The organism is Massilia sp. Soil_C_3, from assembly GCF_057657035.1.
Window position 1 is genome coordinate 81383 of the sequence record NZ_JBDGJG010000015.1, and the last position, 14153, is coordinate 95535.

The following is a 14153-nucleotide window of genomic DNA, read 5'->3' on the forward strand; positions in this document are numbered from 1 at the left end:
CATGCGCGCTGCGAACCACGCTCCCCTCTCCCCGCACGCCGCCTGGCGCTTCCCGCTGCTGCTGGCCGTGGTGCTGGTGGCCATGCTGGCCGTGTTCAAGCCGCGCTTCGGCGGCGACGTGGTCGAGTACACGCTGGCCACCGTGGCCCTGGCCGAGCGCGGCACGCCGGACGTGCGCCTGGAAGACATCGCGCGCGTGCGCGCGCTGGTCCCGGGCCTGCTCGACGAACCCCTGAACCGCATCGAGAGCGGGCTGCGCGCCGGCGACGAGAAGCTGTACGCCGCCTTCGTGCGCGGCCGCGGCGGCGATGTCTACCCGGTCCATTTCTTCGGCTATTCGCTGCTGGCGGCGCCGGCCTTCAAGCTGTTCGAGGCCATTGGCGTGCCGCCGTTCAAGGCCTACCAGGCGGTCAACCTGGCCGTGATCTTCGTGCTCGGCCTGGCGCTGCGCCGCTTCTTCGGTTCGGACCGCAAGGCCTGGGCCGGCCTGGCGCTGTTCATGGTGTGCGGCGGCGCCCTGTACTGGAACTGGACCAGCCCCGAATGCGTGAGCGCGGCCGGCCTGCTGGCAGCGCTGCTGCTGTTCTGCAGCGGCGCGCCTGTGGCCGGCGCCGTGCTGGCCGGCCTGGCGGGCCAGCAGAACCCGACCATCGTGTTCTTCTTCGCCTTCGCCCCGCTGCTGCGCATGACGCTCGACTGGCAGCCGGCGCTCGGCGCCCTGGGCAACCTGCGCCGCCAGCTCACGCTGCGCACGATCCTGGCGCTGGCCGCCGGCGTGCTCATGATCGGACTGCCGCCGCTGTTCAATCTATATCAGTTCGGCACCCCGAACATCATCGCCCGCCTGTATTCCGACCCGGAACACATCGGCATGGTGCGCCTGCTGTCCTTCTTCTTCGACCTGAACCAGGGCATGATCGTCGGCGTGCCGGCGCTGCTGGCCGGCCTGCTGCTGTGGCTCCCACGCGCGGGATCGCGCTGGCGCGCGGCGCTGGGCCTGGCCCTGTTGTTCACGCTGGCGCTGGCGCTGCCGGCGCTGGCCATCAATAACTGGAACTCGGACGCCACCGGCGTGATGCGCTACGCCTTCTGGGCCGCGATGCCGCTGCTGTTCGTGCTGCTGGTGCTGTTGCGCGACCTGCCGCGCTGGCCGCGCACGCTGGTGCTGGGCGTGGTCCTGTGCCAGGCGCTGGCGATGGCGCATGCCGCCAGCTATCACTACGTCACCTTCAGCCCACTGGCGCGCGTGGTCCTGAAGGTCGCGCCGCAGTATTATCATCCCGAGCCCGAGATCTTCGCCGAGCGCGCCGGCCACCACGACGACTACATCCGTCCCGACCTGGTCTACGCCTATCGCGACGGCGCCGTGGTCAAGACCCTGGTCAACGACGCCAATCCGCGTGCCGAAGAAGGACTGTGCGGGCGCGACATGGTGTTCGCGCCCGATTTGCCGGTCACGCGCAGCTCGCGCGGCTGGCGCTACCTCGACGGGCAATTGCGCTGCGTGCACGGCGGCTTTGCCCAGCATGATTTCGCGATCGACGCGTTCCGCGCCGGCGATGCCCTGCGGCTCGATTCTGGCTGGAGCGGGCTGGAACAGAACGGTCCGTTCTGGAGCGGCGTGTGGTCGACCGGCGATCGCTCGCGCATCGTGCTGCGCATCGACGGCGCGCCGGCCGAGAGCCTGCTCCTGACCGGCAACTACCACACGCCGAACCGCGAGACGCGGGTGACCGTCAACGGCCATGACCTGGGCTGGCATGCGCTCGACCGCGAAGGCCCGCTGGCGCTGCCGTCGGCCGCCCGCGCACGCGACCTCGTCATCGAACTCGAACACGCCGCGCCAAGCTCCCCGGGGCCAAGCGACGGTCGCCTGCTCGCCTTCTTCCTGCGCCAGGCGAGCGTGCGCCAACCGGTGGCGCCGCAAGTGGCAAAACCAGCACAAGAACAACAACCAGGGAAAACACAACCATGATCGCCGTCGTCATCCCCAGCTATCGCGTGACGCGCCACATCCTCGGCGTGATCGCCGGCGTCGGGCCGGAAGTCACCCGCATCTACGTGGTCGACGACAAATGCCCGGACAGCAGCGGCGCCTACGTGCGCGAGCATTGCCGCGACCCGCGCGTGACCGTGCTCGAACACGCCGAGAACCAGGGCGTGGGCGGCGCCGTGATGACCGGCTACCGCGCCGCGATCGCCGACGGCGCGGCGGTGATCGTCAAGATCGACGGCGACGGCCAGATGGACGCGTCGCTGATCCCGATGTTCGTGGCGCCGATCCTGGCCGGCGAAGCCGACTACACCAAGGGCAACCGCTTCTTCAACCTGGAACGCCTGGGCGCCATGCCGCCGGTGCGCCTGTTCGGCAACGCCATGCTGTCGTTCATGACCAAGCTGTCGTCGGGCTACTGGGACCTGTTCGATCCGACCAACGGCTATACCGCGATCCACGCCGACGCCGCCCGCTACCTGCCCTTCGACAAAATCAGCAAGCGCTACTTCTTCGAGAGCGACATGCTGTTCCGCCTGAACACCCTGGGCGCGGTGGCGGTCGACGTGCCGATGGACGCCGTCTATGGCGACGAGGTCAGCAACCTCAAGGTATCGAAGGTGATCACCGAGTTCGCCGCAAAGAACGTGCGCAACTTCTTCAAGCGCCTGTTCTACAGCTACTACCTGCGCAACCTGTCGGTGGCCTCGATCGAGCTGCCGGCCGGCGTGCTGCTCACCGCCTTCGGCGCCGTGTATGGCCTGAGCCACTGGATCGCGTCGGCGCGCAGCGACGTCGAGACCCCGGCCGGCACCGTGATGCTGGCGGCGCTGCCGGTGATCATGGGCGTGCAGCTGATCCTGGCCTTCCTGAACTACGACATCGCGTCGGTGCCGCGCCGCGTGCTGCACAAGAAGACGCTGTTCCGGCGCCGCTTCGATGATTGAGCCCGCACGCCTGCGCCAGTTCGGCGTCTTCCTGGTCGGCGGCCTGTTGTGCGCCGGGGTCGACATCGGCCTGATGCAGCTCCTGATCGACAGCGGCGCCCACCACACGGCCGCCGCCAGCGCCGGCTTCGTGGCCGGCCTGCTGGTCAACTACGCCTTCCACAGCCGCGTGACCTTCGAACAGGCCGCCTCGAAAAGCAGCTTCGCGCGCTACCTGTGCGTGGTAGGCTTGAACTACGTCGTCACCATCGCCTGCGTCGCGCTGGCGGTGTCCCTTGCCGATAACCCGCTGGCCGGGAAGATCCTGTCGCTGCCGCTGGTGGCGGTGAACGGATACCTGCTCAGCCGCTACTGGATCTTCAAGTGATGCGCATCGCTCCCGTTCAGCACGACCCGGCCACCCTCACCCTGTACGGCGCCCTGTTCGACGCCTGCTTCCCCGGCGCCGGCAAGTTCACGCCCGCCTACCTGACCTGGCTGTACGCGGCCAATCCCGACGGCCCGGCGGTCGGCATGGACGCCTGGGACGGCGAACGCCTGGCGGCCCACTACGTGTGCATCCCGGCGCGCGCCTGGGTCGAGGGCCGCGAGGTGCCGGTGCTGCTGTCGCTGAACACCGCGACCCATCCCGACTACCAGGGCAAGGGCCTGTTCACCAGGCTGGCCGCGGCCACCTTCGAGGCCGGCGCCGCCGCCGGCTTCGACGGCGTGTACGGCGTGGCCAATGCCAACAGCACCCCCGGCTTCGTGCGCAAGCTGGGCTTCCAGCTGGCGCGCCCGCTGGAAGCGCGCGTCGGCCTGGGCAAGCTGGCCCACGGCCCCAAGGCGCCGGCCGCGCAGCTGTCGTTCGAGCGCAGCTGGAGCCCGCAGGCGCTGGCCTGGCGCTGCGCCAATCCGCACAACCCGGTGGCGCGCAAGACCAGCGGCGAGCGCGAGCAGTTCTACGCCCCCGCCTTCGGCCTGAAGCTGCCGGCGTATGCCGAACTGCCGGCGGTCGCCGGCGCCGACACCGGTGTTGACGCGTCGGCCCCGCTGTCGCCGCTGCGCCTGTACCTGGGCCTGGCGCCGGACGCGAACAGCAGCTACTGGAACTACCCGAGCATCCCGCGGCGTCTGCGTCCGTCGCCGCTGAACCTGATCTACCGTTCCTTCGTCCCGCGTGTGAGCGCGCTCGATCCGAGCCGGCTCCAGTTCAGTTTCCTCGACTTCGATGCCTATTGAACCTGTCGCCCTGTTCCTGTTCGCCCACCAGGACGACGAGTTCGGGGTGTACGAACGCATCGCCAGCCTGCGCCGCCAGGGCCGGCGCGTGGCTTGCGCCTACCTCACCGACGGCCAGACCGCCAGCGCCAGCGCGGCCACCCGCAACGCCGAATCGCTGGCGGTGCTGGCGCGGCTCGGCGTCGACGCCCACGAGGTGCGCTTCGCCGGCGCCGAACTGGGGATCGGCGACGCCCGCCTGCCGCTGCACCTGGAGGCCGCGGCCGACTGGATCGGCGCCTGGCTGGACGGCTTCTTCCCGATCGAATCGATCCACGTGACCGCCTGGGAAGGCGGCCACCATGACCACGACGCCCTGCATGCCCTGACGGTGCAGCTGGCGGCCCAGCGCGGCCTGCTGGAACGCACCTGGCAATTCACGCTATACCAGGCCAACGGCCTGCCCGGGCCGCTGTTCCGCGTGTTCGCGCCGCTGCCCGAGAACGGCCCGGTGTCACGCCTGCCGATCGCCTGGGGCGCGCGCCTGCGCCACCTGCGCCTCTGCCTGTCGTATCCATCGCAGCGCACCACCTGGATCGGGCTGTTCCCCTTCGTCGTCCTGCACTACCTGGTGCGCGGCGCCGAGCAGCTGCAGCCGGTGTCGCTGGCGCGGCTCGAACAGCGCCCGCACGCCGGCCCGCTCTACTACGAGAAACGCAAGTTCTTCACGTGGCAGCGCATGCAGGCCGCCCTCGCCGCATGGCGCTCCGCATCCCCTTCCGCATGAGCGCCGCGCCCGCCAGGCCGGCACTGGACCGCCATGCCGGCCCGCTGCTGGCGCTGGCGCTGTGCATCGTGTTTGCCTGGCTGCTGCAGCGCAGCCTCGGGCTCTACCCGGGGATCTTCGCCGACGAGTGGTACTACAGCAAGATGGCGCGCCTGATGCCGCTGGGCGAAGCGATCGTGCCGTCCTACCTGTACCTGTGGCTGTTCGGCTTCACCAGCAGTTGCGGGACCGGTTTCCTCGACTGCGTCCGCATCGGCAACGCGCTGCTGCTGGTGGGCGCCGCCCCCTTCCTGTACCTGGTCGCCTGCCGGGTCATGCGCCCGGCGCTGGCGGCCGTCGTCACACTGATGTGCCTGCTCGCGCCGTTCAACCTGTTCAGCGCGATGTTCATGCCCGAGACCGCGTATTACTTCGGCTTCGCGGTACTGAGCTGGGTGCTGCTGACGCGCGTGCACTGGCGCTCGGCGGCGCTGGCGGCGAGCGCCGGCCTGGTGCTGGGGATGATGAGCCTGGTGAAAGTGCATGCGCTGTTCCTGCTGCCGGCCGTGTCCCTGTTCCTGATCGGCGCCGGCTGGCTGCAGGCGCCGCGCACGCGCTGGCTGCGCGCTGGCCTGGCCGGCACGCTGCTGGCCGTCGGCACCGCATTCGCGGTCAAGCTGGGGCTCGGCTACCTGCTGGCCGGCGAGCCGGCGCTCGGCATCCTCGGCAGCTTCTACGGACACACCGCCAGCGCCAACGCCGGCAAGCCGCTGGCCACGCTGGCCTCGGCCGCCTTTATCAACGGCCGCGGCCACCTGATGGCGCTGGCGCTGCTGCTGCCGCTGCCGATGGCGATCCTGCTGCTGCTCGCGATCGGCCGCCGTACGCGCCAGGCGCTGCCGCCCGCGCTCGCCCGCCTCGCCCTGTACACCCTCCTGACGGTGGGGGCGACCGCCGGCGTCACCGTGATGTTCACCGCCTCGCTGGCGGGCATCACGCCGCTCGAAGTGCTGCGGCTGCACCTGCGCTACTACAGCTTCACCTTCCCGCTGCTGTTCATCCTGGCCGCGGCCGCCGTCGATGCGCACGCGGTGCTGGGCACCGAGCGGCGCCTGCGGCTGGTGGCCGCGCTGCTGGTGGGCAGCGCCGTCGTCGCCGCGAAATTGCTGCTGCCGCTGTACGTCATCACCGACATCGACGGGCCTGAACTGGCGGCCATCGGCGTCGCCCGCTGGACCGGCTGGGCCATCGTCGCACTCGACCTGCTGGTGCTCGGCGCCTGGGCCGCCGGCAGCCGCCTGGCGGCGCCGCTATTCCTGTTCCTGGCGCTGCCGGCGATGCTGGCGCTGGGCATCCACGCCACCTCGCACTACTTCGACCGGCTGCGGGCCGGCTGGCCAGCGGACCGTGGCGGCATCGCCGCGCGCGACCACGTGCCGCGCGACGAGCGCAAGCTGATCACGGTGGCGTCCGACAGCGTGATGGATGTGATGCGCGCCCAGCTCCATATCGACGACAAGGATAGCGGGATGCTGGTGCTGGCCGAGGGCGCGCCGATCGAACCCTACCACCTGCCCGCGCGCCGGCGCTGGCTGCTGGTAATGGGCGAACATGCCCTGCCCGATGGCCTGGCGCCGGTGTTGCAAGGCGATGGATTCAGCCTCGTGAGGCTGGCGGGCGGTTTCCAGCCGGTCGCCAGCGCCCGCCTGTCCGGCCCCATCGGCCCGGGCCAGTTGCTGGAGCGCGCCGAAGGGCTGTCCAAGCCGGAACCGTGGGGCCGCTGGTCGGACGCCGGCCAGGTGGTCCTGCACTTCGACCGGCCGCTGCCCAAACGGCTGGTCGTGCTGCTGACCGGCCTGGCCTATGCCGACAACACCACCCTCCCGTTCACGATGCAGGTAGGCGACGCACAATCGAGCTTCCGCCTGGGCGGCAGCGAGCAGGAGGTGACGCTGCGTTTCGAGACCGACGGAGCACAGCGCAGCCTGACGATCGAGGTGCCGCGCCCCACCGCGCCGAGTTCGCTCGGCCAATGGGCGGACGACCGCCTGCTCGGCATCGGCATCGCCGAGATCGCGATCGGCGCCGCCCCGGACGACATGACGACATCCACCGATTCCAACCAATGACTTTGAATACTCCCGACCTTCGACATCCGCGCGTACGCATCGCCTTCGGTCTGCTGCTGGCCATTGCTGCCGCCTGGCTGGCCTGGCGCAACTTCGGCCTGCATCCGGTGATCTTCGCCGACGAGTGGTACTACAGCAAGATGGCGCGCCTCACGCCACTGGCCGAGGCCATCGTGCCCTCCTATCTCTATCTATGGCTGTTCGGCGCCACCACTGCTTGCGGCGACGGCTTCCTCGAGTGCGCGCGTGGCATCAACCTGCTCTTCTATACGGCCGCTGCGCCCTTCCTGTACCTGACCGCACGCCGCTTCACGGGCCGTGGCTGGGCCGCCGCCATCGCCGTGCTGTCCATGCTGGCGCCGCTGAACTTGTACACAATGTTCTTCATGCCGGAGGCGGTCTATTACTTCGGCTTCTGCGTCCTGAGCTGGGTCATGCTGGCGCATGCCGACCGCCCGCTACCCTTGCTGGCACTGGCCGGTGGGGCGGTGCTCGGCGCGATGAGCCTGGTCAAGGTGCACGCACTATTCCTGTTGCCTTCCCTGTGCTTGTACCTGGTGTATGCCAGTTGGCATGCGGGCGGCGCCTGGCTGGGGCGTGGCCTTGGCGCCGCAGTCATCGCCGGTGTGGTGGCGCTCTGCGTCAAATTTGCGCTCGGCTTCGTGCTGGCCGGCGATGCCGGCCTGAGTCTTCTTGGGCCGTTCTATGGCAATGCCGCCGGCGGCGGCAGCCTGGTCGACCGCCTGGCGCAGCTGGTGGGACCGGCCTGGATCAGCGGCCGCGGCCACCTGATGGCGCTTGCCGTACTGCTTGCGCTGCCGCTTGCGGTGCTGCTGCACGGCTTGTGCAGTTCCGCCCTGCGCGCCCGCGGCGCGCCCGCGAATCCCTTGCTGGTCTACGTGCTGCTGATGCTGGGCGCCGCCGCCGGCATGACGGCCGTGTATGCAGGCACCGTGGCCTATGCCGGCAACAACGAAGGCCTGCGCCTGCATCTGCGCTATTACAGCTTCACCTTCCCGCTGCTGTGGATCGTGGCGGCCGCCGTCATGCACGACCGTGAGAATCGTTTGCCATGGCTGCGCTGGCTCGTTGCGGCGCTGGTGGCGGCGGTGCTGGGCATCGCCTGGTACAAATTGCCGACCTATGTCATCTACCTCGTCGATGGCCCGGACATCGCTTCCGTGAACCCCTTGCTGCGAAGCGGACAGGCGATCTACGCCTTGCAGCTGATCTTGCTGCTGCTCTGGGCGGTCGGACGCTGGAATGCGCCACGGCTATTCCTGCTGACCGTACTGCCCCTGTCCCTGCTGGTGGCGCAGCAAAGCATTGCCCTGTTCCAGGCCGAATACCGGCCAACCACCGTGGGCGACCGGGCTGGCCTGCTCGCGCGCAACACCGTGCCGGCGGCCGAGCGTGGCCAGATCACCGTGGTATGCGTCGACCCGCAGCAACTGATGCGCGCGCAATTCCACATCGACCATCCGGATTCGCGCCCGATGCAGATGGACGGGCATTTCCCGATCGAGCCATATCAAATGCCGCTCGACCAGAAATGGTTGCTGGTGATCGGCAATCACCCACTGCCGGCGAACGCGAATGTCGTGCACCGGGAACCCGATTTCGCGCTGGTTCGCCTGCCCGATCCGGAGCCGGTACTGGCCCGCTTCGTGCTATCGGCGCCGCCCGATCCAGCACTCATCAGTGAGATCACGGGCCTGTCCGGGATCGAGCCATGGGGTCGCTGGTCGGACGGGAAGACAGTCACCCTGCAGTTTGCCCAGCCACTGCCGCCCCGGGTCGGCATCATGCTGCGAGCACGCGCCTTCGACGTCAACGCCACGCTGCCGTTCAGGATGGAAGTGGGCGGCGCCAGCCAGGAGTTCCGGGTGGGTAACGGGGTGCAGACAGTCGCTCTCCATTTTGATACCGATGGCAACACCCGCACGCTCACCATCGTCGTGCCACGCCCCGTCTCTCCCGTTCCTGCGGGACAGGGGGGCGATACGCGCTATCTCGGCATCGGCATCGAGGAACTTGTCCTGACCGGCGCGCGCTGACGTCGCCGGGCCACCAGCCGGGCCATTGTGTGGGCGCTCGCACAGAACACGCCGGATGCGGGCGCTAGAGTTGAATCAGAAGGGCTGACATCCGGCCCCACTGCCAGAACGGCAGCGCAACTCGCTAGGACACCCTCATGGTACTCGGACCGCCAAAGGACGATTCACTCAAGAAAGCGCTCGACGTGCAGGGCGGCGGCCAGAGCCGCGGCGTGCCGGCGAACGCCGAGGTGGAGGGCAACTCGGTCCACCCGATGGGCCCGCCCGAGGACACTCCCGGCGTGCATCACTGGCAGTCCGGCTACATCGAGCACGGTGGACTGGACGAGCGCGGCAATATCTTCTTCGCTGCGGTCGAGATGACCCGCATGCCGATGCTGATCACCGATCCGCGCCAGGACGACAATCCGATCGTGTTCGCCAACGGCGCCTTCACCGACCTGACCGGCTATCGCGAAGACGAGCTCTTGGGCCGCAACTGCCGCTTGCTGCAGGGACCGGATACCGACCGCACCACCGTGGCCGAACTGCGCCGCGCGGTGGAAGAAGAGCGCGCGGTGGCGGTCGACCTGCTCAACTACAAGGCCGACGGAACGCCGTTCTGGAACGCCCTGTTCTTCGGCCCCATCTTCGACCAGGACGGCAAGCTGCTGTACTTCTTCGCCTCGCAGATGGACATCACCGAACGCCGCAACAACCAGGAATCCTGGCTGCAGGCGCAGAAAATGGAAGCCATCGGCCAGCTCTCGGCCGGCATGGCCCACGATTTCAACAACCTGCTGCAAGTTATCAACGGCAACCTCGAAGTCGCCCTGCTGGGCACCGGAGCGCAGCACAAGGCGTCCGAGCCGATCCGACGCGCCCAGCGCGCCACCATGCAGGCCGGCAAGCTGACCCAGCAGCTACTGACCTTCGCGCGCAAGCAGCGCCTGGAGCCGAAGCGCCTGAGCCTGAACAGCGTGGTGGTCGAGTTTTCCGACATGCTGGTGCGCACCCTGGGCGACAAGATCGACCTGCGGCTCGACCTCAAGCCCGGCCTGCCGGCCAGCACGATCGACCCGACCTATCTCGAGATGGCGCTCCTGAACGTGGTGCTCAACGCGCGCGACGCGATGCCGGACGGCGGCGCCGTCACCGTCGGCACTGCCGTGCTGGGCGAGGAGCGCCGCCGCCTGCTGGGGCTGAGTCCCGGCAGCTACATCTGCATCTGCGTGCTCGACGAGGGCGAAGGCATGACGCCCGAGGTCAGGCGCCGCGCCACCGAACCGTTCTTCACCACCAAGGGGCCGGGAACCGGCCTGGGCCTGGCGATGGTGCACGGCTTCGTTCAGCAATCGCACGGCAAGCTCGACATCGAAAGCGAGCCGGGCCGGGGCACCATGGTGCGCATGGTGTTCCGGGTCGCCGAACAGGGCGCCAGCGACGATGCTTCGCAGGCCGAACGGCGCGGCGGCACGCCTGCCGAACCGCAGCAACGGCGCTGCCGCATCCTGGTGGTCGAGGACAACGACGACGTGCGCGAACTGGCCGAAAGCATGCTCGAAATGGGCGGCTACGAGGTGCTGTCGGCTCCCAGCGGCGAGCGCGCGCTCGGCCTGCTGGAAAGCGGCGAGCAGGCCGACCTGCTGTTCACCGACGTGATCATGCCGGGCGGAATGAACGGGCTGGAACTGATCGAGCGTGTGCACGCCAGGCGCCCCGGCCTGCCGGTGCTGGTCACCACCGGCTATATGGACGAACTGCCCGGCCGCGGCAAGCCCAGCGGCACGCTCGACGTGCTGTCCAAGCCCTACCAGCACCAGGACTTGCTGGACCGGGTCGGGGCCGCGCTCAAGCGGGCTGCCTGAATCGCCGGCTGCATCGCTGACCTCGATCGGGGCCGACGCCAGGGCACCGGCCAGCGCGGCGCCGAGGAGCGCGGTCACGGCGACCAGCGCCATCTTGCGGGATGTGTTCATCGTCGTTTCTCCTTTGACCCGGACTATCCGCCAGTCCGCCTTTCCGGATACTTACCGGAGCGATGTCGTGCCGATGTCGTCACCTCAGTGTCTGGTAAGTGTCGAGTAAGGCGACCGGGCCGAGCATGGCGCTTTTCGACAACCCGAAAGCGCTTCCATGCCACTCTCCGTCCCCTACTTCCAGCGCCGCCTGGCGCAGGTCCCGCTGCTCGCCGCCATGCTCTGCACGCTGCCGGCCCTGGCCCAGGCGGGCGACGCCGCCCCCGCCTCTTCCTGGGCGCTGGGCGTCGGCGCCATCGCGTTCGACAAGGCCTATGCCGGCATCGACCGCGAGTACCTGGCGCTGCCCTTCGTCCAGTACGAGAACCGCTGGCTCTCGATCGCCGGCCCACAAGTGGGCTTCAAGCTGCTCAGCCTCGACCCGGCGCCTGCGCACACCCTGAACCTCGACCTGGTGGTGCGCTACGACGGTAGCGGCTACGACGACGACGACATCGACGACACCCCGATCCTGGCCGGCATGCGCGAACGGAAAAGCGGCGTCTGGGCCGGTGCTAGAATCGAATGGAAGAGCCGGTGGGTCGACGTCAGCGCCGAAGCGCTGGGCGACGCTTCCGGCAACAGCAAGGGCAAGCGGTTCAATCTCGGCGTGGAGAAGACATGGCATATCGGCGAGCGCGTGACGATCACGCCGCGCGTGGCTGCGAGCTGGCAGGACGACAAATACGTCGACTATTACTACGGCGTGCGGGCCGACGAGGCGCGCGCCGGCCGCGCCGCCTATCGTGGCGAGTCGGGCGTGAACGCCGAACTGGGACTGCGCGCGATGTATATGTTCGACCGCCGCCATTCCATCCTGGTCGACCTCGAGGTGTCGCGCCTGGCCGACGGGATCAAGGACAGCCCGCTGGTCGACCGCTCGACCGAGAACCGGGTGCTGGTCGGCTACCTGTACCGCTTCAGGTGAGCCGATGAGCCGCATCCTCCTGATCGAAGACCACGAGCGCCTGGCCCAGCTGATCGCCAAGGGCCTGGCGGCGGCCGGCATCGCCGTCGACGTGGCCACCCGCATCGACGGCGCCTGGGCGGCGCTCCAGCAGATATCCTACCAGGCCCTGATCCTCGACCGCGGACTGCCCGACGGCGACGGCCTGGCCCTGCTGGGCCGGATGCGCGCGGCCGGCATGGGCATCCCCTGCCTGGTGCTGACGGCGCGCGAAGCGCTGCACGACCGCGTCCAGGGCCTCGAGGCTGGCGCCGACGACTATCTCGCCAAGCCCTTCGCCATGGACGAGATGGTGGCGCGGGTGCGCGCACTGCTGCGCCGTCCACAGGAATTCCGGCCGCTCGACCACGCCCGTGGCGACCTGGCGCTGCAGCCGGATGCCGACCTGCTGTGCTGCGGCGCCGAGCGCATCACCCTGGCGCCGGCCGAGATGCAGATCATGCTGCTCCTGCTGCGCAAGCACGAGACCACGGTGCGGCGTGGCGCGCTGGAAGCGGCGGCCTGGGGGCTGAACGACGCCGTCACCCCGAATGCGCTCGACGTCGCCCTGCATCGCCTGCGCCGCAAGCTTGCGGCGATCGGCTCGCGCCAGCGCATCGTCAACTTGAGGGGCGTCGGCTACGTGCTGCGCGCGGACGATGCGGCTCAATAGCATCCGCCTGAAAATCGTCATGGCCTTCGTCGCCGGCACGCTGCTCAGCGTCATGCTGGTGGTGCTGGTCGCGGCCTTCGTCCTGCAGACCAATGTGCTGGCCCGGACCGACCTGGCGGACATGGCGCAAGACCTGTCTGCCAAGGTGTACGTCGAGCGGGACGGCAGGCTGCGCCTCGGGACCGACGCGCATCATGCCATCAAATGGGCCTTCGACAGCCTGGGGCGCGAAGTCGCCTACCGCGTCGTCGACCGCACCGGCAATGTGGCCCTGCTGTCCGAGGCGGGCCCGCGCTTCTGGCCCGCCGGCGTGCTGCCGGCAAGCGCGGGGCGCACACGCTTCGAGTTCACCCGCGACGGCGTGACCTTCTTTGGCGCCAGCGAGCCGCTCGCGCTCGAAGGGCGCGATGGCCTGTACCTGCAGGTGGCCGCCAGCAGCCGCATGATGTACCTGCTGCACCGGGTCGCCCTGCCGCTGGTGGCCTACGGCATCGCCCTGTTCACCCTGGTGCTGCTGGTCGCCTTCGGCCTGTGCACCTGGATCACCTTGCGCTACACCTTGAAGCCGCTGCAGGACGTATCGGGGTCGGCGGCCGGCATCTCGCTACGCTCGATGCACGCGCGCCTGCGCACCGACGCGGTACCAAGCGAGATCGCGCCGCTGGTCGACAGCTTCAACCGGGCGCTCGAACGCCTCGAGCAGGCCTACCGCGCGCAGCAGGAATTCCTGGGCAACGCGGCGCACGAACTGAAGACGCCGCTGGCGATGATCCGGGCCCAGGTGGAGCTGGGGGTCGATGGCGAAGATGACCGCGCCGCCCTGTTGAAAGACGTCGCTTATATGTCGCGCCAGGTGCAGCAACTGCTGCTGCTGGCCGAGGCCAGCGAGGCGACCAACTACGTATTCGGCACAGTCAGGGTGAGAGAGGTCGCCGACGAGGCGATCGGCTACCTGCAGCGCATGGCCGAGGCGGCCGACGTGACGCTGGCGGTGTCCGCCATGGACGATGGGCTGGAATGGCAGGCCGACCGCGGCGCGCTGTTCACGCTGATGAAAAACCTGCTGGAGAATGCGATCGAGCATGCGCCGGCCGGCTCGCGTGTGAGCGTGGAGATCGCGGAGGACCGCTTGTGCGTGCGCGACCACGGGCCGGGTGTCGAGGCGGCGCAGCTGGCGCTGCTGTTCGACCGCTTCTGGCGTGGGCCGCACCGGCGCGACCTTGGGGCGGGATTGGGGCTGTCGATCTGCCAGGAGGTGGCGCGGACTCATGGCTGGCGGCTCGCGGCAGAACGTGCCGAGCCAGGATTGCGTTTTACATTGTCAGCCCAAACACGTCGTTACTGCCACTGGCAGTAACGACTCCCCGCGAAGGGGGGGACCCAAGTTAATCAGCGCAGCTACTAAAGTTTGCTTCAGTGGAGTGCATAAGAACTTGGGTCCCCGC

11 protein-coding genes are annotated in these 14153 nt (G+C 68.8%); all 11 read left to right on the plus strand.

The window, feature by feature from the left end:
* Position 1 precedes the first annotated feature (1 nt).
* The 11 genes from AC3A6F_RS24645 to AC3A6F_RS24695 all read left to right on the plus strand — a co-directional run bounded on the left by AC3A6F_RS24645 (position 2) and on the right by AC3A6F_RS24695 (position 14065).
* Positions 2 to 1975: a hypothetical protein gene (locus tag AC3A6F_RS24645; RefSeq protein WP_487686312.1), complete on the plus strand. Its 1974-nt coding sequence runs from the start codon at positions 2 to 4 to the stop codon at positions 1973 to 1975.
* Positions 1972 to 2940, plus strand: a complete 969-nt coding sequence (locus AC3A6F_RS24650; RefSeq protein ID WP_487686315.1) for a glycosyltransferase family 2 protein — start codon at positions 1972 to 1974, stop codon at positions 2938 to 2940. The genes AC3A6F_RS24645 and AC3A6F_RS24650 overlap by 4 nt, the downstream gene beginning before the upstream one ends.
* Positions 2933 to 3307, plus strand: a complete 375-nt coding sequence (locus tag AC3A6F_RS24655; RefSeq protein ID WP_320476565.1) for a GtrA family protein — start codon at positions 2933 to 2935, stop codon at positions 3305 to 3307. Before AC3A6F_RS24650 ends, AC3A6F_RS24655 begins: the two co-directional genes overlap by 8 nt.
* Positions 3307 to 4161 (plus strand): GNAT family N-acetyltransferase, encoded by an 855-nt coding sequence (locus tag AC3A6F_RS24660; RefSeq protein ID WP_487686319.1) that lies wholly within the window; start codon positions 3307 to 3309, stop codon positions 4159 to 4161. The genes AC3A6F_RS24655 and AC3A6F_RS24660 overlap by 1 nt, the downstream gene beginning before the upstream one ends.
* A complete protein-coding gene (locus AC3A6F_RS24665; RefSeq protein WP_487686322.1) occupies positions 4151 to 4927 on the plus strand; it encodes a PIG-L deacetylase family protein in 777 nt (258 codons plus the stop codon). Before AC3A6F_RS24660 ends, AC3A6F_RS24665 begins: the two co-directional genes overlap by 11 nt.
* Positions 4900 to 7035 carry a DUF7024 domain-containing protein gene (locus AC3A6F_RS24670; RefSeq protein ID WP_487686325.1) on the plus strand — a complete coding sequence of 712 codons (2136 nt, stop codon included), beginning with the start codon at positions 4900 to 4902 and terminating at the stop codon, positions 7033 to 7035. Before AC3A6F_RS24665 ends, AC3A6F_RS24670 begins: the two co-directional genes overlap by 28 nt.
* Positions 7032 to 9092 (plus strand): ArnT family glycosyltransferase, encoded by a 2061-nt coding sequence (locus AC3A6F_RS24675; RefSeq protein ID WP_487686328.1) that lies wholly within the window; start codon positions 7032 to 7034, stop codon positions 9090 to 9092. Before AC3A6F_RS24670 ends, AC3A6F_RS24675 begins: the two co-directional genes overlap by 4 nt.
* 137 nt (positions 9093 to 9229) lie before the next feature.
* Positions 9230 to 10939, plus strand: coding sequence for a response regulator (locus AC3A6F_RS24680; RefSeq protein ID WP_487686331.1), 1710 nt, complete (start codon positions 9230 to 9232; stop codon positions 10937 to 10939).
* Positions 10940 to 11207: 268 nt separating this feature from the next.
* A complete protein-coding gene (locus AC3A6F_RS24685; RefSeq protein WP_487686334.1) occupies positions 11208 to 12017 on the plus strand; it encodes a MipA/OmpV family protein in 810 nt (269 codons plus the stop codon).
* Positions 12018 to 12021: 4 nt separating this feature from the next.
* The gene (locus tag AC3A6F_RS24690) at positions 12022 to 12708 is read left to right on the plus strand and encodes a response regulator transcription factor (protein ID WP_487686336.1); all 687 of its coding nucleotides are present in this window, start codon (positions 12022 to 12024) and stop codon (positions 12706 to 12708) included.
* Entirely contained in the window at positions 12695 to 14065 is a 1371-nt protein-coding gene (locus AC3A6F_RS24695) for a sensor histidine kinase (protein ID WP_487686339.1), read from the plus strand. Before AC3A6F_RS24690 ends, AC3A6F_RS24695 begins: the two co-directional genes overlap by 14 nt.
* The last annotated feature ends 88 nt before the right edge of the window (positions 14066 to 14153 follow it).